This is a genomic window from Mesonia aestuariivivens, assembly GCF_019311235.1.
Lineage (GTDB): Bacteria > Bacteroidota > Bacteroidia > Flavobacteriales > Flavobacteriaceae > Mesonia > Mesonia aestuariivivens.
Window position 1 is genome coordinate 373457 of the sequence record NZ_JAHWDF010000001.1, and the last position, 21802, is coordinate 395258.

Sequence of the window (21802 nt, forward strand, 5' to 3'; positions counted from 1 at the left end):
ATTTAGCATTGATAAATTCAATCGATGATCTTCTTAATTACGCTCTTAACCTGTATATTTGTATTTTAGATTAATTCTAATTAAGAGGTAAAAATAAAGACGTATCATAGCTATATGAAATTAGATAAGAAAGATATTTTAAAAGCTTTAGAGACAGTTACTGTTTCTGGAGAAGGACAAAACATGGTAGAAAGTGGCGTTGTAAAAAACGTCAATATTTTTGGAGATGAAGTAGAGGTAGATTTAACCTTGAAAACTCCAGCAATGCATATTAAAAAAAGAGCTGAGGTAGATGTGATGAAAGCTATTCATGAACACGTTTATAATAAAGCTAAGGTAAAAGTCAACATTAAGGTAGACGCACCACAAAATAAAAATCCAGAGATTAAAGGAAAAGCAATCCCAGGAATTAAAAATATAGTAGCGGTAGCTTCAGGTAAAGGTGGGGTAGGAAAATCTACTGTAACTGCAAATTTAGCGGTTACCCTTTCTAATATGGGCTTTAAAGTAGGATTATTAGATGCAGATATTTACGGACCTTCAGCAACAATTATGTTTGATGTAGAACGTGAAAAGCCATTATCAGTTACCGTAGATGGAAAGTCGAAAATGAAACCAGTAGAAAATTACGGAGTTAAACTTCTTTCTATTGGCTTTTTTACCAAACCTAACCAAGCCGTAATTTGGCGAGGACCTATGGCGGCAAAAGCTTTAAATCAAATGATATTTGATGCAGACTGGGGAGAGCTAGATTTCTTATTAATAGATTTACCTCCAGGAACAGGAGATATTCACCTTTCAATTATGCAATCATTACCTATTACAGGTTCTGTAATTGTAAGTACTCCGCAAAATGTTGCCTTAGCGGATGCTAAAAAAGGAGTGGCAATGTTTCAGCAAGAAAGCATTAATGTACCGGTATTAGGGATCGTTGAAAATATGGCCTACTTTACCCCAGCCGAGTTGCCGGAGAATAAGTATTATATTTTTGGAGAGAAGGGAGCTAAAAATTTAGCAGATGACTTACAAGTTCCATTTTTAGGAGAGTTGCCTTTAGAGCAAAGCATTAGAGAAGCAGGAGATATAGGTAGACCTGCTGCATTACAAAAAGGTACAGCTATTGCCTCGGCAATGGAAGAAATTACAAAGAATGTAGTTCAGGAGACCGTTAGAAGAAATGATAATATTCCGCCTACAGAAGCTATAAAAATCACTACCATGGCAGGTTGTAGTGCCGTAAAAAAATAGAGATATGACGACGATTAACAAAGACTTAAAGCATAACGTAGAAAAGGCTCTAGAAGAAATTAGACCTTTTTTAAAGAACGACGGTGGAGATATTACACTCATTGAAATTGATGAGCAGGAAAATGTCGTTCGTGTACGATTAGAAGGAGCTTGCGTAGGTTGTAGTGTTAACCAAATGACCTTAAAGTCTGGCGTAGAAATGACGATAAAAAAATATGCTCCTCAAATTGAAAAAGTAATTAATATAGAAGCTTAGGTTTTTTATACTTTTTCAGAAAAAGATGATGATTGTCATTTTTTAATTAAGTCTTAAAAGTTAATATCGCAACTTCTCTTAAGAAATAAATTTATGATTAAGACAGATATATTAATTATAGGAGCCGGTCCCACCGGCCTTTTTACTGTTTTTGAAGCAGGATTGCTAAAACTAAAATGTCATTTAATAGACGCGCTTCCGCAACCTGGCGGTCAGTGTTCAGAATTATATCCTAAAAAGCCTATTTACGATATTCCTGGTTTTCCAGAAGTATTAGCTGGCGATTTGGTAAATAATTTAATGGAGCAAATTAAATCTTTTGAACCAGGATTTACTTTGGCAGAACGAGCGCAAACCATTGAGAAACTAGAAGATGGGAGTTTTTTAGTAACGACCAATAAAGGAACGCAGCATAATGCACCGGTGGTAGCTATTGCAGGTGGTTTGGGTAGTTTTGAACCTAGAAAACCACCTATCCCTAATATCGCTGATTTTGAGGATAAAGGTGTCGCCTATATGGTGAAAGATCCAGAGGTTTATCGTAACAAGAAAGTGGTTATTGCTGGAGGTGGAGACTCTGCATTAGATTGGAGTATTTTTCTAGCAGATATTGCTGAAGAAGTTACTTTAGTTCATCGTAGAAATGAATTTCGTGGAGCTTTAGATTCTGTAGATCGAGTAAAAGAATTAAAAGACCTAGGTAAAATTAATTTAATTACACCAGGAGAGGTCGATGGTTTGCAGGCAGATGAAAATGGACATTTATCTTCGGTAAGTATTAAAAAGAAAAGCGAAGCTACCGAAGAAATTCAGTTAGCGGTAGATCATTTTATTCCTTTATTTGGGCTTTCTCCAAAATTAGGTCCTATCGCAGATTGGGGCTTAGAAATTGAAAAAAATGCCATTAAAGTAGATAATACTTTAGATTATCAAACCAACGTTCCTGGTATATATGCCATTGGTGATGTAAATACTTATCCTGGAAAATTAAAGTTGATTCTTTGTGGCTTCCATGAAGCTACCTTAATGTGTCAAAGTGCGTATAAAAGAATACATCCCGATAAGAAATACGTCATGAAGTATACTACTGTAGGAGGAGTAACTGGTTTTGATGGTACTAAAAAAGAAGCGCCAAAAGCGGTCGTAAAAGCAATTGATTAATTAGGTATGGAAGAAGATGTAAAAATCACCATTATTGATCGTGAAGGAGAAACCCACGAAATTGATGCGCCAACCGATATGAATATGAATCTTATGGAAGTAGTTCGTTCATATGAGATCGCTCCCGAAGGAACTATCGGGATTTGTGGCGGAATGGCAATGTGTGCTTCTTGCCAGTGTTATGTATTAAGTGATACCGAATTACCAGAAATGCAAGATGAAGAAGAAGCGATGTTAGCAGAAGCTTTTCATGTAGAAGATAACAGTCGCTTAGGTTGTCAAATACCAATTACTCACGATTTAAAAGGGTTGAAAGTGCAATTGGCGCCAGAAGAATAAATAACATATTCAATATAAAAAAACAAAAGCCTTATCACGTGATAAGGCTTTTGTTATTAATAAAACGAGTTGAAAATTAAAACGAATACTGTGTGCCTAGACTAAGCGTATATTTTTGTTTTAATTGTATTCCGTTTGGTTCTTGGTATGCTGGTAATTTTATTTCTGCAGCCAAACGCAAACCTTTTAAAGTTTTAGCTGTAAAGTAATAATTTGTACCAAGGGCATAGTTTAATTGCATTCCGCCAATGTTACTGGTGTTGGCAGTAGTGACCATCATCGGGTTTAAGTTTGGATTGTTACCTTCAATTTGTTCTACATAATTAGCTTCTGCTCTTACCGAAAAACTAAAAAAACTGGTAGCGTCTAATGCTAACCAAGAAGTTGCTAAATATTGATTTCCTAAGCGGTAATCATTATCATTTTCATTTATATAAAATTTAGCATTGGCTTGTGCACCACCGCTTAATTTTTCGGCTTGCCATAAATAAGTCATTCCTAATTTTGTAGAAAATGAACCAGCACCAATTTGCATAGGGTAAGGTAAAATAACTTCCTTACCGTTAGACATTGCAGTCTCATCTTTTTGGTCTATAGAGCCCGTAGGGATGCCAACTCCAAACTCTGCATGTAATGCTTGTTGGTTTTCGTTTATTAATTGTACCAATGCACTTATGCTTACATCGCTAAAACCAGAAGATTTAGTAGAGAAATCGGTATCCATACTCATTCCCATATTGTTCGTCATTCGCATAGTTAAGTCCATATCATTGGTAATGTAATTAGCCATTACCATTAAGGTTAACTTATCAGATGGTGCATACATAGCGCCAAGCATATGCATATCCATCGTCATTTCTTGTGGTGATACCATATAATTTTGATAAACAAAATTATTAGTTACGTCGTTATTATTGTAACGAAGGTCTTTCATTTGCATTCTCATATTACGATAAGAAATCATAAATTCACCTTTTTGGTGTGTATGGTCACCCATCACCCCAATGGGTGCATGGCTGCTAGTGCGGTGAGCATCCCATAAATTTTCTTCTTTATTATTGTGTTCTTGCGCGTTGAGGTGAAGGCAAAATAATGCCATCGCTAACCATAAAATGTTTTTCATGAATTGATTTTTAAATAGCGGTAATGAATGTGCTGTCTAGTTTGAAGTTGAAGCAGGAGATTACCATTTGATTATAATTAAAATTTATGTTGAAGTTTTAAATGCTTATTCAACTTTTATAAATGAAGCAGAATTATATCCTTGGGGGCTGAAACGGGATGTTTTTACCTAAATAGTCATAATGATTAAAATAAAAGTGATTTTTTTGATGATAAAAATTGAACGGTTGAGGTTGATGAATTGTAATAATTTCTACAAAACCAATAGGGTAATTTTCTAATTGAATGCTTTGCCGTTTTCTATGAGAATTTTCACTGCTTTGTTTTTGCAGTTGCTTTATAAGGTAGCATTTACCGTTACAATTAAGACGTGGTTTCTCTTTGTTTACACAAAGAACGTTTACAATGTAATTGTAATTAAAACAATACTCTAAAATATGCTCAACAGGTTTGAGCATAGCTAAAAAGTAGAGCGTGATAAATACTGAAGAAAGAAATCTAGCCAACGACTTCTTGTTTGCTTAGTTGTTCTTCAATTCCGTTCCATAACTCAATTCTATTTTGTAGAGCTTTGATGGAAGCTTCTTCTACTTCTTGCCATTTTACTTGATCATCGCCGCAAAGTTCTTCAATCATTTTTAATGCCATCGGGCCGTGTTCATCTTCATCTAATTCTATATGACGATCAAAGTAATATTTAAATAGCCTTAAATCTTCTTTCGGGAACTTTTGTTGAATTTTAGTGATAATAGAATTAAACATTCCAGGAATCAAGTCTTCTCTTCCAAAAGTAAAAGCAGCAGCAATGGCGTGAGGCTTATTCGCATAAATTGTTTCAAAAGTAAATTTCAAAAATTTCTTAACACTAATGGGTAAATCTGATGCTGTAATGATTAAATAAATATCGGTGCCGTGTTGTATTTGCTCCATAAAGTTGCCAATAGCTTTGGTGCTCGCGCCTCCTTTTTCCATCGCCTCTAAATACATTTCGTAGTGGCTTTGGCGTTTTCCGTCTAAATTGATGTCGGTTTCTTCAGCTAACACAATTTCATTTATTAAATAACGAACCTCAGGATTCCCTATTGGGTACCAAGGAAAGTTTGTATTTGTTAATTTAGACTGAAGTGCTTTGAGTAACGACATAAAATCCCATACGGCAAATACGTGATGCTCCATAAAAACCTGTAGATCTTTAGGCGTCTGAATTTTTTCGTATAAAGAATGATTCAGTAATTGCTCACGTAGCTCTTCTGTGGCATCTTCGATATGGGCAGTATTCATAGCTCAAATTTTGTGCAAAAGTAAGGCGTGATTCTTGTATATTAAAATTCAAATGAAAGTTTAATGCGTAAATAATCTAGAAAATCTAGATTGAACAAAATCTTTTTTTACTGTGGTGATTAATATTCTTATTTTTTATTCCAATCAATCTAAAGATTACTTGCGGGTAGAAGGTGTTTTGCCAAAGAAAGAAGTGAAGTTGAAAACAAAGTGTTGCGAAAAGTACATAAAAAAGGGCAAACGCTGTAAACGCTGCCCTTGCTTTGATTTGCTTTCTTGATTTAGGTCTACTAAATCTGTCGAAACCTATGATTTTTTTTCATGCTGAACTTGTTACAGGATCGCATCATTGGTGTAATTATTTAAAAGCTGAAATTCCGGTAATATCGAGCCCTGTAATTAATAAATGAATATCGTGCGTTCCTTCATAGGTAATTACACTTTCTAAATTCATCATGTGGCGCATAATACTATATTCTCCAGTAATTCCCATACCGCCTAAGATTTGTCTTGCTTCTCTAGCAATTTTTATCGCCATTTCTACATTATTACGTTTGGCCATCGAAATTTGTGCAGAAGTTGCTTTGCCTTCATTTTTTAACTGTCCTAGGCGTAAAGCTAATAATTGTGCTTTAGTAATTTCGGTAATCATCTCTGCCAGTTTTTTCTGTTGAAGTTGAAAACCAGCAATAGGCTTGCCAAATTGAATACGTTCTTTAGCATATCTTAAGGCTGTATCATAACAATCCATCGCTGCGCCAATTGCTCCCCAAGCGATGCCGTAACGAGCAGAATCTAAACACCCTAATGGAGCGCCTAATCCACTTTTATTTGGTAACAAATTTTCTTTAGGAACTTTTACATCGTTAAAAATTAACTCCCCCGTAGCCGAAGCCCGTAGCGACCATTTGTTATGCGTTTCTGGTGTAGAGAATCCTTCCATACCACGCTCAACAATAAGTCCGTGTATTCTTCCTTCTTCATTTTTAGCCCAAACTACAGCAATATCACAAAAAGGCGAATTAGAAATCCACATTTTTGCACCGTTTAATAGATAATAATCGCCTTTATCTTTAAAATTAGTGATCATTCCTCCAGGATTTGAACCATGATCTGGCTCTGTTAATCCAAAACTTCCCATAAATTCACCAGAAGCTAATTTAGGGAGGTATTTTTTACGTTGTTCTTCATTTCCGTATTGGTAAATGGGATACATAACCAAAGAAGACTGAACCGATGCGGTAGAGCGAACGCCGCTATCACCTCGTTCAATTTCTTGCATAATTAAGCCGTAAGAGATTTGGTCTAAACCTGCACCGCCATATTCTTCTGGAATATAAGGACCAAAAGCACCAATTTCGGCTAAACCTTTTACAATAGATTGCGGAAATTCTGCCTTTTGTGCTGCTTCTTCTATAATAGGAGAAACTTCTCTTTTTACCCAATCGCGAGCTGCATCGCGCACCATTTTATGCTCATCTGTTAATAAGTCGTCTATATGGTAATAATCTGGAGCTTGAAATAAATCTGCCATAAACTATTTTTGAAATTCTTAAAATTTTATGGCTAAATTTAGCGAAAGCGTAATAATGTAGCAATAATATCTCATTTTATTTTCTTATTTGGTAAGCTTAATATCTTTATATGATTTTCACGTAGAATAGAAAATAATTAAATCAAAATTTATGGTCTTAATAAAGTGTTGCCTCATAATTCTATTAGTTCTTCTTGGGCTAAATTCTTGTAAGAAAAAGCAAACAACTTCCAGACCTAGGCTAACCAATCAAGTCACTACAAAAAAGCAAAAAGAAATCATAACTAAATATGTAGACAGCTGCGCTCGTAGTTATAGCTATTACTCAAAAAATGAATACTACTTTGTCGATCTTCAATACGTATTAACCAATAATCAACTTTATATAAATTGCTAAAATAACCCTACCTTTGCGACTTATAATAAGATATGACATTTAAAGAATTGGGCATTATAGAGCCTATATTAAAGGCATTAGCCGAAAAAGGATATACACAACCCACACCTATTCAAGCGCAAGCTATCCCTGTATTATTAGCAGGAAAAGACTTGCTGGGGTCAGCACAGACAGGTACAGGTAAAACAGCAGCTTTTACCATACCAATTTTACAACATTTAGCAGAAGGAGCACCGCCTAAAAAGCAAAGAAAAATACAGGTGCTTATCATCACGCCAACACGAGAATTGGCGATTCAGATTGATGATAATGTAAAGGCATATGCTAAATATACCGATATTAGAAGTGCGGTTATATTTGGAGGTGTAAAGCAAGCCTCACAAGTACGAACCTTAAAAAATGGAGTAGACGTGCTTACTGCAACTCCCGGAAGATTATTAGATTTAATTAATCAAGGGTTTGTTTCTTTAAAAAATGTGAATCATTTTGTGCTCGATGAAGCCGACCAAATGTTGGATATGGGTTTTGTGCACGACATTAAAAAACTCTTAAAGAAGTTGCCTCAAGAAAGACAATCCTTATTTTTTTCGGCAACGATGCCTAAATCGATAATCGATCTTTCAAAACAAATTTTAGGAAATTTTGAGCGTGTAAATATTGCTCCACAGCAAACCACTGCTGAGCGTGTAGATCAAGCTATATATTTTGTGCCCAAGAAAAACAAAACAAAGCTTTTGGTTCACTTATTAAAAACAGAACCTTTTGAGACTGTGTTAGTGTTTTCCCGTACTAAACACGGAGCGAATAAAATAGTAAAAAAACTAAGCCAAGCCGGCATCCAGTCGGCTGCCATTCACGGTAATAAATCTCAAAATCAACGTCAAAAAGTGTTGAACGGATTTAAGGACGGAAAGATAAATGTATTGGTGGCTACCGATATTGCTGCTCGCGGTATAGATGTTTCTCAGCTTTCGTTAGTAGTGCAATTTGATTTGCCGAATATAGCAGAAACGTACGTTCACCGAATAGGGAGAACTGGGCGTGCAAAAGCCAGTGGAAGTGCAATAGCTTTTTGTGATCAGGATGAGCGTTCTTACTTAAAATCTATCGAGAAACTTATAGAACAGCGTCTACCAGTTGTCGAGCATGAGTTTAATGAAGAAGAGGCCAGTGTAGCGCAGGAGAGTTCAAAGCCATCAAAACCTAAAAGTAGATCTTATCAGCCTAATACTAGAAGAACTGGAAATTCTAGAAATAAGAAAAAATCAAATTAGAGATTTAAGTAAAAATCTTTCACTAGATTTTTATAATCTTCTGTATAAATATGACGATCAATTTCTATGATTAATTCAGTAATTTCTGGAGTTGTTTTTTCAAAACCAAATTGAAGTAAACTTCTTTTAATTACTGAATTTTCATTGCCTTTTACTTGAGTTATTTTTTGAGGAAAAAGTTTTTCTTGTTCAGCAAGTTCAATAAATTCTTGTTGATTTTTAAACGGAATAATTGTGTAAAATTTACCGTCTTCAGCAAGTAATTGCGCAGCATATTTTGCTAAATCTTTAAACGGAAGCGCTTCAGTAAAGCGAGCTAAATCGCGATTTTTTTCGCCTGAGGTGTAATTTTCATCATAAAACGGAGGGTTGCTCACGATGAGGTCGTAAGTTTCATCTTCCATTTCTTCAGCAAATTCATCTAAGCCTGCGTGATAGCAAAATAGGCGGTCGCCCCAATTGCTGTTTTCAAAATTATCAACACATTGCTCGTAAGCATTTTCTTCAATTTCAATAGCATCAATAAGTTCAGCAGTACTTCGTTGTGCAAGCATTAAGCTAATAACTCCTGTGCCAGCACCAATATCTAAGATAGAAAATGGATGCTTTTCAAGTGATGCCCAAGCACCAAGTAAAACACCGTCGGTGCCAATTTTCATCGCACATTGGTCTTGTTCAACTTTAAACTGTTTAAATTGAAATGCTTTTGACATACAAATTTTATTGCTTAACACTTAGAATATAGCATCTTTCCTCAAACCTGTTACCTAAAAAAACCTAATCCAAGTACATTTCTATAAGTCCTTCAGGTACATTAAGATGTAATTCTTTCTTGGTTTTATCTAGTCTTTCTATAAAATCATCGTTAACAGGAACCAAGATTTCTTTGCCTTGATGTTCTATTTCGAACAAGGCTTGCGGTGTGCTATCATTGATGCCTTTTAAAAGACCAACCTCGCCAAAGCGTTTGTCAATAACGTGAAAGCCGATAATTTCGTGAAAATAAAATTGATCTTCTTCTAGATCAGGTAGAAATGATAAAGGAAGGTAAAGTTCTTTTTTAAGAATACGATCTGCGTCTTCTTCAGAAGTAATTTCTTCAAATTTAATGCGAAGTAAATTTGATTTTTGTAGCGAACTTTTTTCAATAAAAAATGGAATCAGGTTTTTATTCATATCAATAAAAACCGATTCCATCTCTAAAAAACTTTCAGGGTCATCGGTGTCAAGTTTGACTAAGATTTCTCCTTTAAAACTAAATTTGCTAACGATCTTACCAAGATAGAAACAATCTTCTTTTTGCATCGTTACCTTTTAATTTATTAAGATTTTTTTTCTTCAGCTTTTGCTTCTTCAGCAGTTTCAGCATCAACTTGTTTGTCAGCATCTGCTTCAGGTTCACCTTCTTCAGTTACTGCAGCAGCTTCTGCTTCTGCGGCTTTAGCTTCCGCTTCACGCTTTTCGTTTACTTCTTTCTCAGCAGCAAATGCCTTGTCTCTAGCATCTTGTTCTGCTTTCGTAAGATTATCTTTCTTAGCGTTAATTTTTCCTTCTTTTTCTTCAACCCAAGCGTTAAATTTTTCTTCAGCTTGTTCTTCAGTCAAAGCACCTTTACGAACACCACCAGCAAGGTGATTTTTAAGTAAAGCTCCTTTGTAAGAAAGAATGGCACGTGCAGTGTCTGTTGGTTGAGCACCGTTTTGTAACCATTTTACAGCTCCATCAACATCTAATTCGATAGTTGCTGGGTTAGTGTTTGGATTGTAAATTCCTACTTTTTCTAAGAATTTACCGTCTCTTTTTGAGCGTGCATCTGCAGCTACGATCCAATAAAAAGGTTTACCTTTCTTACCGTGTCTTTGTAATCTTAATTTTACAGGCATAAAAATTAAATTTTGGGGTTCTCGACCCCTGTTATTAATGAGTCTGCAAAGGTAGTATATAATTTTTTATTTTTACACAAAAGATTATTAATTTTTATTTTACATTTGTAACACTCAAATAGTTAAAATAGATCTGAATTTATGAAAAAATTAACCCTGTTGTTGGTATTAGTTGTTTTTGCCGCCAGTTGTAGTGATGATATAGAAAGTAATACGCCATCTATTCAAGGTCAATTAAATAATAATTTTTTTAGATCTAATGTTTCTTCAGCTTTAATAAATGACGATTTATCGGTGACCCTAACAGGGGAAACTGGTGGAGATGAGATTACTTTAAAAGCTTCGAAATTTGAAATAGGATCTTACGTCCTGGGCCTAGGCTCTGAAAGTGAAGCTAATTATAATTTTGATGCTTCTAAAAGCTATGCTACAGGAACTACAGGAGATGGTTTAATTGAAATCACGAGAATACGAGGGCCTTATTTATCTGGAGAGTTTTATTTTAATGCCATTAATGGTGATACGATTAATGTGAGTAAGGGATCTTTTTTCGACGTTCCAGTCACAAACTATGAAGAATATCTTTGTATAAGTGCAAGAGTAGGGGTTGAAATTGCTGAGGCCGCCTATAACCAAGTGACGATTGAAGATGATAACTTTGTAGAAATTTGTACGGCTTATAAAACGGCTTTAGAAGCTAAGAAAAGTGCTTGTGGAGATCCAGATGGTGATATTGCAACCATTCTTCAAGGAGTAGATTGTACTCCTGTTGAAGAAAATTTATTTACAGCAGAAGTAAATACTCAACAATATGAATATGTAGAATTGACTGCGGAAGAACTAGCAGATACTATTAAAATTAGTGCTTTTGAAACAGATATGAATGAGCTTACTATCTTTATCCCTAATGATATTGTCGTAGGAAATTTTGATGCTGCTGAATTGGGAAATACAGATGATTGGGTCTTTGAAGCTACCCTAGGAGAGATAACAACAATAGTTTCTTCTTCCGTTGTTTTAGAAATTACAACACACGATACTACTGAAGATAGAATTGCTGGCGAATTTGCATTTACTTGTGAAGATAGTCAAGATACTAGCATAACCTATGAAGTTTCAGGTACATTTGATGTAGCTTATTAGAAGAATATTATTTCTTTATATTTTAAGTCACTTTCTTATTTAGAAGTGACTTTTTTTTGTTGATAACTTCCCTTTTTAGTAAGCTTAGCTTTTTCTAATTTTAGGGGTTCAAATTTCCAAAATAGTCACTGCTCATGTATTTAATTTTTGATACCGAAACTACTGGATTGCCAAAGCGTTGGAATGCACCTATTAGTGATTCTGAGAATTGGCCAAGAGCCATACAGATTGCTTGGCAGCTGCATGATGAGTTGGGAGTTATGATCGAGCACGATGACTTTTTAATTCACCCCGATGGGTTTAATATTCCTTATGATGCTGAACAAATTCATGGTATTTCTACAGAATTAGCAGCTGAAGAGGGTATTAGGCTTCGAGAAGGATTAGATCGCTTTCAGCAAGCCTTAGATAAAACTAAGTTCATTGTAGGTCAAAACGTAGGTTTCGATGTGAATATTATGGGAGCCGAATTCTACAGAGAAGGTATAGAGACAAATCTTACTGAGCTTCCGGTCTTAGATACATGTACAGAAACAACAGCAAAACTTTGTCAGATTCCTGGTGGGCGTGGCGGTAAATTTAAGTTGCCAACATTAACTGAGCTTCATCAGCATTTATTTGGAGAGCCTTTTGCAGAAGCACATAATGCAACCGCCGATGTAGAGGCTACCACACGCTGTTTTTTAGAATTAGTAAGGCAACGAATTTATACGATTGAAGAATTAGATGTTGCGCCAGATTATTTTGAAAACTATTCAGAAGCAAATCCGAAGCCTATTCCACTAATCGGATTAAAGCACATTAACCTGAAAAAAGCTTCCGAAGCGATTCGGAAGAAAATGGCGAAGAAAGAGCCGCAAAGTGAACTTTCAGCTCAAGAGATACAAGAGAATATAGAAGTATTGCAAGATGAAGATTTCGTTCATCTACACAATCACAGTCAGTATTCCATTTTACAGTCCACCATTAGCGTACAAGATTTAGTGAAAGCCGCAGCAGAGAAACGAATGCCTGCAGTCGCACTTACAGATCATGCTAATATGATGGGGGCTTTTCATTTTGTTACTGCGGTAGCTAAACATAATGATGAAGTTAAACAGAAACGAGCAGAAGCTGAAGAAAACGGAGAGACTTACGACGGTAGAGAAATGACCGGTATTGTAGGTTGTGAATTTTTTGTCTGTGAAAATCACACCGATAAAACCAGAAAAGATAACGGTTATCAAGTAGTGCTTTTGGCTAAAAACAAAAAAGGGTATCATAACCTTGCCAAAATGTCTTCTAAGGCTTACACCGATGGCTTTTATTATGTGCCGCGTATAGATAAAGAAGTAATTAAACAGTACAAAGAAGATGTGATGGTACTTACCGGAAATTTATACGGAGAAGTGCCAAGTAAGGTTTTAAATGTAGGTGAGAAGCAAGCAGAAGAAGCTTTATTATGGTGGAAAGAAGAGTTTGGAGACGATTTGTATATAGAGTTAATGCGTCACGGACAAGAAGATGAAGATCGGGTGAATGAAGTGTTAATTCGTTTAGCAAAAGAGCATGAGGTTAAAGTAATAGCTTCTAATAATACCTATTATTGCGATAAAGAAAATGCGAATGCACACGACATTTTATTATGTGTAAAAGATGGAGAAAAACAATCTACGCCTATAGGTAGAGGTCGTGGTTATCGCTATGGTCTACCTAATCAAGAATATTACTTTAAGTCGGCAACAGAGATGAAAGATCTCTTTAAAGATTTACCAGAAGCCATTACCAATATTCAAGAGGTGGTAGAGAAAGTAGAGCCTTTTGTTTTAGCAAGAGATGTATTGTTACCAGCCTTTACAATTCCTGAAGAATTTTTAGATGAAAAAGACAAAGAAGATGGCGGCAAACGAGGAGAAAATGCTTATTTGCGTCATTTAACCTTTAAAGGAGCAGAAGCTCGTTATGAAGAGATTACCGATTCTATTAAAGATCGATTAGATTTTGAACTTTCGGTTATTGAAAATACAGGTTATCCTGGTTATTTTTTGATTGTAGAAGACTTTATTCGGGAAGCTAGAAATATGGATGTCTCGGTAGGTCCTGGTCGGGGCTCAGCAGCAGGAAGTGCCGTGGCCTACTGTTTAAAGATTACCAATATCGATCCCATTAAATACGATTTACTTTTTGAGCGTTTCTTAAATCCAGATCGTGTAAGTATGCCTGATATTGATATTGACTTTGATGATGAAGGAAGAAGTCGGGTAATGGATTATGTTATCAAGAAATATGGAGCCAATCAAGTAGCGCAAATTATCACCTATGGTACAATGGCTGCCAAATCTTCAATTCGGGATACCGCCAGAGTGTTAGATTTACCGCTAAGTGATGCCGACCGTATTGCAAAGCTAATTCCAGATATGTCGAAATTGCATAAAATTTTTGCATTAGATGAAAAAGGAATTAAAGCGAAGTTTAGAAGTGAAGAAGTAGATAAAGTAAACGAACTCCTTAATATATCTGAAGGTGACGACCTTGAGGCGCAAACCGTAAATCAGGCACGAATTTTAGAAGGATCAGTAAGAAATACAGGTATTCACGCTTGTGGGGTAATTATTACGCCAGGAGATATTACCAATTACGTTCCGGTTTCGGTGGCTAAAGATTCAGATTTATATGTCACGCAGTTTGATAACTCTGTGGTAGAAAGTGCTGGCTTATTAAAAATGGATTTCTTGGGGTTAAAAACCTTAACCCTTATTAAAGATACCATTAAGATTGTGAAAGGTCGCCACGGGATAGAATTAGATCCAGAAAATTTTCCGTTAGATGATGAAGAAACCTATAAACTCTTCCAGCGAGGAGAAACTGTAGGAATATTTCAATATGAATCTCCTGGAATGCAGAAACATATGCAGGCTTTAAAACCTACGGTGTTTGAAGATTTAATTGCGATGAATGCTTTGTACCGTCCCGGACCTATGGAGTACATCCCAAGTTTTATTGCCCGTAAACATGGCGAAGAAGAGATTACTTACGATCTTGACGATATGGAAGAATACCTAAAAGAAACTTACGGTATTACGGTTTATCAAGAGCAGGTGATGTTGCTATCGCAAAAATTAGCCGATTTTACCAAAGGTGAAGCCGATGTATTGCGTAAAGCGATGGGTAAAAAACAAAGAGCGGTACTCGATAAAATGAAACCACAGTTTGTTTCTCAAGCAGCTGCTAAAGGTCACGATCCTGAGAAATTAGAAAAGATTTGGAAAGACTGGGAAGCTTTTGCAAGTTATGCATTCAACAAGTCGCACTCGACGTGTTATGCTTGGATCGCCTACCAAACGGCCTATTTAAAAGCACATTATCCTGCAGAATATATGGCGGCAGTATTATCTAATAACATGAACAATATTAAAAACGTTACTTTCTTTATGGAAGAATGTAAACGTATGAAATTGCCAGTTTTAGGACCAGATGTAAATGAATCATATTACAAATTCTCGGTAAATAAAGATAATGCCGTGCGTTTTGGAATGGGAGCGATAAAAGGAGTAGGAAGCGGAGCTGTAGAAACTATTGTTAAAAATAGAAAAAGTAAAGAAGGCGGCCCTTATCGATCAATTTTTGATATGGCCAAGCGTATAGATTTACGGGCAGCCAATAAAAAAGCTTTCGAAAATCTTGTTTTAGCGGGAGGCTTCGATTGTTTTCAACCTACACATAGAGCACAATATTTTCAAGACGAAGGTGATGGAATTACCTTTTTAGAAAAAGTGATGAAATTTGCTTCTAAGTTTCAAGAGAATCAAAACTCCTCTCAGGTAAGTTTGTTTGGAGAAGCGAGCGATGTGCAAATACCAGAACCCCAAGTACCACCTTGTGAAGAATGGGCGACTATGGAAAAATTGAAGAAAGAACGAGAAGTGGTAGGAATTTATATTTCGGGACATCCGCTAGACGATTTTCGTTATGAAATCGATTATTTCTGTAACAGTACACTCGAAAATCTTGCCGATTTGCATAGTCAAACTGGGCGAGAACTTTCTTTTGCTGGTGTAATTAGTGATGTGCAACACCGTACCAGTAAAATGGGAAAAGGTTGGGCAGCATTTACGGTAGAAGATTATATTGAATCTTATGAATTTAGAATTTTTGGCGAAGAATATTTAAAATACCGTCACTTCTTAATGCCCAATAATTTTGTTCATTTTAAAATATACGTTAAGCAAGGTTGGGTAAATAAAGATACAGGTAAAGCGGGCGATCCTCGTATTCAGTTTAACGCATTTAAACAATTGCAAGATGTCATGGAAAGTATGGCTAGAAAACTAACCATACAATTAGATATTAATGAATTAAAAGAAGAGCAAATAGAAGCTTTAAAAGATTTATTTATTACTTATACCGGAGATCACGCTATTAATTTTGTGGTTTACGAGTTAAAAGAACGCTTGAAATTGAATATGCCTAGCCGAAAGCAAAAAGTCAAAATTTGCCGTGAATTACTAGATGAGCTAACAGAGCAAAAATTAAAGTATAAAGTGAACTAATGATATATTAATCAAGAAGTGTTGAAAGTTTTATAACAATTACAATTTATGTATATTCCATTTTTTATGATTTAATTTTATTTGCTTTTACGGTTAAGGAGCAAACTATATACATAACCCATGAGAAACTTTTTAATAGTTTGTTTTTTATTGTTTATAAGTAATTTCTATAAAGTTTATTCGCAACAAGTAGATGTGGATAGTTTGTTAATTAAAACTATTGAAGAAGTAAATCATTCTAACTTCGAGACTGCAAAAAAACAAGCTAGAAGGGGGCTTAAGATAGCCCCCGATTATGTAGATTTTAAACTTTTTTTAGGGAGAGCTCATCAACTTACCACACAACTAGATAGCGCAAGGCATTATTACCAACAAGTGATTGCACAAGCTCCAAACTATAAAGATGCTTACAATTATTGGTATTCTTTAGAAATGAAAGAAAAAGCTTACCAAGCTACCGATAGTGTGTTAACCTTGGCTATTAAAGAATTTCCTGAAGAAGTTTCTTTCTATCAAAAAAAAATAGAAGTAATTCCTTACGTATTAAATGCACAAGAACAATTAAGGTTTTTAGAGCTAGCAAGAAAGAAGTTTCCAGAGAATTCAGAAATTTCGCAAAACTATTATTTACTCGCTTCAAAATTAAAAACAGATAGGCTAGGAGCGCTCTATACGTATACAACGATAGATAGAGAAGGACAAGGGCCTTGGCATTTAAGTACGTTTCAATATGTGAGAGAACGAACTTGGGGTTCGTTAGTCGCAAACATTAATTATAACCACCGGCGTTCTAATGGTGAATTACTAATAGATGGGTTGCAGTTTGACCTTCAATCTTATTTTTTTACTAGCAAATCAGATTATTCATTTTTAGCATTAGCCTATAGCGATCATGTTATTTTCCCCAAGTTACAAGCTAGATACTCTTTTTTTCATAACTTTAATAAAGGTTGGGAGGCAGAGTTAGGGGCAAGATATACACAAACACGTTCCGAAGATTTTTATGCCTTGGTTATTGGTGGGAGTAAATATTTTGGTTCTTTTTGGTTAAACTTAAGGAGCTTTTCTACCTATCAAGATCATTCTTTTTATCCCGTTTTTGCTTTTAGAACGCGTTATTATACCAATAGCCGTTTTGATTATTGGGAGGCCTCTTTGGGGTATGGTACTTCTCCAGATAATACTATTGTGCAAAACCAAATAGGAGAACGTGTGAGTTTAGAAAGTTATAATGTTGGAGCTGCTTACCAGCATTTATATCTAAAAAAATACCTAGTTGGAGCTAAAATTTATTATAACAATTTAGAATTTTCACAAAATAAAAGGCAACATGAATACAGTTTTTTTGTTCAAATGTCTTATCTTTTCTAGAAAAAATTAGATTTTTAATAAATTATCTGTCATTGTATGGGAAGTGATGTGTCAATATTTTGCAAGTACTTTGGTTGTATTCCTGAGTGTTTATTACTCGTAGATAAACAAAAAAAAATTATAGCATCAAACGATTTATTGCTAGACTTAGTGGGTTACCAAGAAAAAGAACTTAAGGGGAAGCCTTTAAATCAGTTAATGTCATTTAAGCAAAGAAATAAGTTTATTGCAATTTTAGATAATTTTCTTAAAGACCTAAACGGCGATAAATCTTGTTTTTTACCTAATTATATAAAGCTTAAAAATAGAATTGTGCATCAGTCAGGGAAAACTTTTCCCGTAGAATTCTCTTTAAGTTCTATTCTATTAGACAATGAATTATATGTATTAATTTCATTTACTAATATTTCTGAAAGAGTAAGGGTTAAAAAAAATTATAAAGAAGTCTCTGAAAAGTTACAGGTAGCTTTAGATTCTTCAATTATAGGAATATGGGAATACGATTTTCTTACTCAAAACTTTACATGTGATGAGAATATGATGAAGTTGTATAAGTTAAACCATGATGATAAGGGTATTTCTCTTGAAATTTTTAAAAAATGTATTCACCAGAAAGACATAGAAAGAGTAGATAAAAGTTTTGAGTATGCCATAAAGCATGGAGAGACATTTGATGAAACTTTTCGCATTTTTTGGCCCGATGGTTCTATGCATTACATTAAAACGAGAGGTAAAGTAATTTACAATAAATCTGGTAAGGCCTTACACATGTTAGGGACAAATTGGGATGTGACCGCTGAGCGAGAAAATGAGCTTGATTTAAAAAGAAGTTATGAGATGAATAGGGCTTTTATCGAACAAGCACCTTCTGCCATCGCTATGTTAGATAATGATATGCGGTATTTGGCGGTCTCAAAAAAATGGATAACAGATTATAACCTTAAAGGAGATATTATAGGTAAATCTCATTATGAAGTATTTCCTGAAATTCCTGCAGAATGGAAAGAACACCATCAAAAATGCTTAAATGGCGGTGAAGATGTTAGTGATGAGACTGCTTTTGAGCGCGAAGACGGAACCATTCAGTGGATTTCTTGGGAAGTAAAACCCTGGTATGTTGATGAAGGAGAAATTGGAGGCTTACTTATGTATACTATTAATTTAACCTCATTTAAAGAAAATTATCAAGAAAATTTGAGGTTGCAAAATATGCTTCATAAAATTAATGAGGTTGCTGGTATAGGTATTTGGGAAGTAGATCTAGAGAAGAATACTGTGTATTGGAGTTCTATAACAAAAGAAATTCATGAAGCCCCTGAAGATTATGTGGTTGATTTGCAGCAAGGAATTAGCTTTTATATCCCTGAAGACCGACTTAAAATCATCAATTTAATAGAACAAATGCTAAGTAATGGTGAGCCCTTTGATGATGAATTTCAAATTATGACTTTAAAAGATAATTTAAGGTGGGTAAGAAGTATTGGGCTTATAGAAACAATCGAGGGGAAAAATAAGCGTCTATATGGTCTTTTTCAGGACATTAGCAATTCAAAAAATCATGAAAAAACATTAGTACAAGCTCGATTAAAAGCCGAAGCAGCTAGTAAATCAAAATCAGATTTTTTGGCTAATATGAGTCATGAAATTAGAACTCCGCTTAACGGAGTAATAGGGTTTACAGATTTACTGATGAAAACTTCATTAACTAACAATCAAATGGGGTATTTAAAAACGGTAAATAGTTCAGCTAATTTATTATTAGATGTTATTAATGATATTTTAGATTTTTCAAAAATTGAAGCAGGAAAGCTAGAATTAAATTTATCGCCAGTAGATATTTATGATTTGTGTAAAGAAGCCGTAGATATTATAAAATTTCAAGCTGAAAAAAAGAAAATTGAAGTTTTATTGAATATCGATACTAACATACATCAGCTAATGAGTGTTGATGATATTCGTCTAAAGCAAATTATCACAAACCTGTTAAACAATGCTGTGAAGTTTACAGAAAAAGGAGAGATAGAATTAAAAATAAAAGTTTTAGAACATCTAGAAAAAGAAAAAGCTGTTCTGTTAAGATTCTCTATTAGAGATACAGGAAAAGGAATAGCGAAAAGTCAACTTTCAAAAATATTTAACGCCTTCGATCAAGAAGACAACTCTATTACTAGAAAGTATGGAGGCACAGGTTTAGGGTTAACCATTAGCAATCGTTTGTTGAAATTAATGGGGGCAGAGTTGAAGGTTAGAAGTGAATTAAATATAGGGAGTGTTTTTTATTTTGATGTTAAGTTTAATTTGATAGCAGCAAATGAAATTGATACACCTAAAAAGTCTATTTATAAAAAAGTATTATTAGTAGATGATAATGACCAAAATTTAGAAATTTTAGAAGGAATGCTGCAACAGCTTCAAATAGAATGTAAAAGAGAACCTAATGGGGTAGAAGCAATCCAGACCTTAATGCAAACCAAAGATTTTGATTTAATTATATCAGATTATAATATGCCATTTATGAGTGGTGTAGAATTTTTAACCTATGTTAGAAATAATTTTAAAGAAGAGCTAGAAAATGTAGATATGATGCTATTGCATAGTATAGCAGAAGATCAAGTTATAATTAAAGCTCGTAAAGAACTTAACATTACAAAATGTTTTGAAAAGCCTATAAGTTTTAAAGACCTTGCAAAATTTATTCAGCCTACGGAAAAAGTGGTTAATGATTTTCAAGAAGAATCTTTTAAAATTGATTCTCAAATCAAACTTCCTAAAGATTTAGAGGTGCTAATTGTAGAAGATAATCCTGTAAACACTTTATTAATTACAGAAGTTATATCTCAAATTTTACCAACTGCGCATTTAAGTTTTGCTAAAAATGGAAAAATAGCAATAGAAAAATGCAACAAATCTTTTTTTAATTTAATTTTTATGGATGTACAGATGCCTGTAATGAGTGGGTTAGAAGCTACAAGAGCTATTCGTACCTTAGAGGATTTTCAACACACCATTATTTTTGCACTTACCGCAAGAATATTAGCAGAAGAGCGAAAAGAATGTATAGATAGTGGGATGAATGCAGTATTAACTAAGCCTTTAAAATTTAATGAAATAAAAAAAATGATCGCAAAGTTTAATTACAATACTATTTAAATATGCATGATTATAAAATTTTACTTATTGAAGATACTAAATCCGACATTTTAGAATTTAAAACTTTAGCTCAAAAACATAATTGGAAGGTAGAATATTTCTCTAATTGTTTTGAGGCATTTAATTTTCTAAAAAGCAATTTAGAAGATTATTGGTTAGTTTTAGTTTCTTCTACAACAATACCATTAAACTCTGTACAAATACAAAATTATATTCAAAACATTAATGATTTACAGTTTTCATTTGTAGTAACATATATAGAACCTGTGACGGTAGAAGAATATCTAGAAAATACATTTTTTGTAAAAAAACCTTTTATAAATGCAGAGAAAGATCTAAAAAATATAGTAGAAACAATTATTAAAGAAAATAATTTTAATTCTTTTGTTAAATCAAATCAATCTAATATTTTTAATCTTTCATATTTAAATGAAGTGGCTAGTGGAAACGAAGATTTTATAAAAAAATCATTGGCTTCTTTTAAGTATTTTGTAGGCGAAAGAGTGCAAGAACTTATAAGCTGGAAAGAAAATTTGACCGATGAAAATATAAAAAAAATTAAAGAAACTGCGCATCAAATAAAACCTTCTTTTCAAATGTTGAATAATGAAATAGGAGCAGACTTAGCACAAGAATTATGTTATGAGGTAGACGCTAACAATAAAGAAGAAATCTCAAATTATGTACTTAGATTAAAAGAACAATACGATTTAATTTTAAATCAGTTAAATAAAGAATACCCAAATTTGTAGTGTAATGAGTAAAGTTTTAGTAGTCGAAGATAATGAGATGGTTGCCAATGCTGTAGCATTTAAATTACAAAGAGAAGGTTATGAGGTAATTATAGCCTTAGATGGCAGAGAGGCGCAAAAAGAATTAGCAGCTCATCAATTTCAATTAATTATTACAGATATTATGTTACCATATATGAACGGCATAGAACTTATTGAGTTTGTAAAAAACAACTATGAGTCTATTCCTATCATTGTTTTATCTGTAGCTAATCAAGAAAAAATGATTATGAACGCCTTTCAATTAGGCGTAAAAGATTTTATAGCCAAGCCATTTAACCCTAATGAACTTATCTTGCGAGTTAAAAGAGTCTTGCAATAAT

General features: G+C 34.1%; 18 protein-coding genes. 11 read left to right on the forward strand and 7 right to left on the reverse strand.

Translation table 11 applies throughout. The features are described 5' to 3' along the window. The first annotated feature begins 114 nt into the window (after positions 1-114). From KW502_RS01560 to KW502_RS01575, 4 genes are all read left to right on the forward strand, one after another. Positions 115-1248: an Mrp/NBP35 family ATP-binding protein gene (locus tag KW502_RS01560; RefSeq protein WP_219038768.1), complete on the forward strand. Its 1134-nt coding sequence runs from the start codon at positions 115-117 to the stop codon at positions 1246-1248. Between the two features lie 4 nt (positions 1249-1252). Next, positions 1253-1504, forward strand: coding sequence for a NifU family protein (locus KW502_RS01565; RefSeq protein WP_219038769.1), 252 nt, complete (start codon positions 1253-1255; stop codon positions 1502-1504). Positions 1505-1597: 93 nt separating this feature from the next. Continuing rightward, positions 1598-2665, forward strand: a complete 1068-nt coding sequence (locus KW502_RS01570) for an NAD(P)/FAD-dependent oxidoreductase (RefSeq protein ID WP_219038770.1) — start codon at positions 1598-1600, stop codon at positions 2663-2665. Positions 2666-2671: 6 nt separating this feature from the next. Further along, the gene (locus KW502_RS01575; RefSeq protein WP_219038771.1) at positions 2672-3004 is read left to right on the forward strand and encodes a 2Fe-2S iron-sulfur cluster-binding protein; all 333 of its coding nucleotides are present in this window, start codon (positions 2672-2674) and stop codon (positions 3002-3004) included. Positions 3005-3080: 76 nt separating this feature from the next. Here KW502_RS01575 and KW502_RS01580 read toward each other — a convergent pair whose 3' ends face one another. From KW502_RS01580 to KW502_RS01595, 4 genes are all read right to left on the reverse strand, one after another. After that, positions 3081-4127, reverse strand: coding sequence for a transporter (locus tag KW502_RS01580; RefSeq protein ID WP_219038772.1), 1047 nt, complete (start codon positions 4125-4127; stop codon positions 3081-3083). A gap of 133 nt (positions 4128-4260) precedes the next feature. After that, on the reverse strand, positions 4261-4632 hold the full coding sequence (locus tag KW502_RS01585; RefSeq protein ID WP_219038773.1) for a hypothetical protein: 372 nt from the start codon (positions 4630-4632) through the stop codon (positions 4261-4263). Further along, positions 4625-5407 carry a DUF3050 domain-containing protein gene (locus KW502_RS01590; protein ID WP_219038774.1) on the reverse strand — a complete coding sequence of 261 codons (783 nt, stop codon included), beginning with the start codon at positions 5405-5407 and terminating at the stop codon, positions 4625-4627. Before KW502_RS01590 ends, KW502_RS01585 begins: the two co-directional genes overlap by 8 nt. Before the next feature lie 358 nt (positions 5408-5765). Next, a complete protein-coding gene (locus KW502_RS01595) occupies positions 5766-6941 on the reverse strand; it encodes an acyl-CoA dehydrogenase family protein (RefSeq protein ID WP_219038775.1) in 1176 nt (391 codons plus the stop codon). A gap of 429 nt (positions 6942-7370) precedes the next feature. On the opposite strand from KW502_RS01595, the gene KW502_RS01600 reads away from it, so the two are divergent. Then, complete coding sequence (locus KW502_RS01600) at positions 7371-8612, forward strand: DEAD/DEAH box helicase (RefSeq protein ID WP_219038776.1); 1242 nt, start codon at positions 7371-7373, stop codon at positions 8610-8612. Here the strand turns inward: KW502_RS01600 and KW502_RS01605 are convergent. The 3 genes from KW502_RS01605 to KW502_RS01615 form a co-directional block, all read right to left on the reverse strand. After that, on the reverse strand, positions 8609-9325 hold the full coding sequence (locus tag KW502_RS01605; RefSeq protein WP_219038777.1) for a tRNA1(Val) (adenine(37)-N6)-methyltransferase: 717 nt from the start codon (positions 9323-9325) through the stop codon (positions 8609-8611). The two genes, KW502_RS01600 and KW502_RS01605, sit on opposite strands and share 4 nt — an antisense overlap. Positions 9326-9389: 64 nt before the next feature. Further along, positions 9390-9917: a ribosome maturation factor RimM gene (gene rimM / locus KW502_RS01610; RefSeq protein WP_219038778.1), complete on the reverse strand. Its 528-nt coding sequence runs from the start codon at positions 9915-9917 to the stop codon at positions 9390-9392. A gap of 17 nt (positions 9918-9934) precedes the next feature. Next, positions 9935-10495, reverse strand: a complete 561-nt coding sequence (locus KW502_RS01615) for a 30S ribosomal protein S16 (RefSeq protein WP_219038779.1) — start codon at positions 10493-10495, stop codon at positions 9935-9937. Positions 10496-10636: 141 nt separating this feature from the next. On the opposite strand from KW502_RS01615, the gene KW502_RS01620 reads away from it, so the two are divergent. The 6 genes from KW502_RS01620 to KW502_RS01645 all read left to right on the forward strand — a co-directional run bounded on the left by KW502_RS01620 (position 10637) and on the right by KW502_RS01645 (position 21801). Next, positions 10637-11638, forward strand: coding sequence for a DUF6252 domain-containing protein (locus KW502_RS01620; protein ID WP_219038780.1), 1002 nt, complete (start codon positions 10637-10639; stop codon positions 11636-11638). A 134-nt stretch (positions 11639-11772) separates the two neighbouring features. After that, on the forward strand, positions 11773-16167 hold the full coding sequence (gene dnaE / locus KW502_RS01625) for a DNA polymerase III subunit alpha (RefSeq protein WP_219038781.1): 4395 nt from the start codon (positions 11773-11775) through the stop codon (positions 16165-16167). A gap of 120 nt (positions 16168-16287) precedes the next feature. Continuing rightward, positions 16288-17538, forward strand: a complete 1251-nt coding sequence (locus KW502_RS01630) for a YaiO family outer membrane beta-barrel protein (protein WP_219038782.1) — start codon at positions 16288-16290, stop codon at positions 17536-17538. Between the two features lie 36 nt (positions 17539-17574). Continuing rightward, positions 17575-20688 carry a response regulator gene (locus KW502_RS01635; RefSeq protein ID WP_219038783.1) on the forward strand — a complete coding sequence of 1038 codons (3114 nt, stop codon included), beginning with the start codon at positions 17575-17577 and terminating at the stop codon, positions 20686-20688. Between the two features lie 2 nt (positions 20689-20690). Continuing rightward, positions 20691-21440: an Hpt domain-containing protein gene (locus KW502_RS01640; RefSeq protein WP_219038784.1), complete on the forward strand. Its 750-nt coding sequence runs from the start codon at positions 20691-20693 to the stop codon at positions 21438-21440. A gap of 4 nt (positions 21441-21444) precedes the next feature. Then, on the forward strand, positions 21445-21801 hold the full coding sequence (locus KW502_RS01645) for a response regulator transcription factor (protein WP_219038785.1): 357 nt from the start codon (positions 21445-21447) through the stop codon (positions 21799-21801). Position 21802 lies beyond the last annotated feature (1 nt).

Coding starts and splice junctions, on each gene's coding strand:
- dnaE (WP_219038781.1), top strand. CDS start 11,773: ATGTATTTAATTTTTGATACCGAAACTACTGGATTGCCAAAGCGTTGG.
- rimM (WP_219038778.1), bottom strand. CDS start 9,917: ATGCAAAAAGAAGATTGTTTCTATCTTGGTAAGATCGTTAGCAAATTT.
- KW502_RS01590 (WP_219038774.1), bottom strand. CDS start 5,407: ATGAATACTGCCCATATCGAAGATGCCACAGAAGAGCTACGTGAGCAA.
- KW502_RS01605 (WP_219038777.1), bottom strand. CDS start 9,325: ATGTCAAAAGCATTTCAATTTAAACAGTTTAAAGTTGAACAAGACCAA.
- KW502_RS01580 (WP_219038772.1), bottom strand. CDS start 4,127: ATGAAAAACATTTTATGGTTAGCGATGGCATTATTTTGCCTTCACCTC.
- KW502_RS01640 (WP_219038784.1), top strand. CDS start 20,691: ATGCATGATTATAAAATTTTACTTATTGAAGATACTAAATCCGACATT.
- KW502_RS01600 (WP_219038776.1), top strand. CDS start 7,371: ATGACATTTAAAGAATTGGGCATTATAGAGCCTATATTAAAGGCATTA.
- KW502_RS01575 (WP_219038771.1), top strand. CDS start 2,672: ATGGAAGAAGATGTAAAAATCACCATTATTGATCGTGAAGGAGAAACC.
- KW502_RS01565 (WP_219038769.1), top strand. CDS start 1,253: ATGACGACGATTAACAAAGACTTAAAGCATAACGTAGAAAAGGCTCTA.
- KW502_RS01615 (WP_219038779.1), bottom strand. CDS start 10,495: ATGCCTGTAAAATTAAGATTACAAAGACACGGTAAGAAAGGTAAACCT.
- KW502_RS01595 (WP_219038775.1), bottom strand. CDS start 6,941: ATGGCAGATTTATTTCAAGCTCCAGATTATTACCATATAGACGACTTA.
- KW502_RS01620 (WP_219038780.1), top strand. CDS start 10,637: ATGAAAAAATTAACCCTGTTGTTGGTATTAGTTGTTTTTGCCGCCAGT.
- KW502_RS01570 (WP_219038770.1), top strand. CDS start 1,598: ATGATTAAGACAGATATATTAATTATAGGAGCCGGTCCCACCGGCCTT.
- KW502_RS01630 (WP_219038782.1), top strand. CDS start 16,288: ATGAGAAACTTTTTAATAGTTTGTTTTTTATTGTTTATAAGTAATTTC.
- KW502_RS01560 (WP_219038768.1), top strand. CDS start 115: ATGAAATTAGATAAGAAAGATATTTTAAAAGCTTTAGAGACAGTTACT.
- KW502_RS01635 (WP_219038783.1), top strand. CDS start 17,575: ATGGGAAGTGATGTGTCAATATTTTGCAAGTACTTTGGTTGTATTCCT.
- KW502_RS01645 (WP_219038785.1), top strand. CDS start 21,445: ATGAGTAAAGTTTTAGTAGTCGAAGATAATGAGATGGTTGCCAATGCT.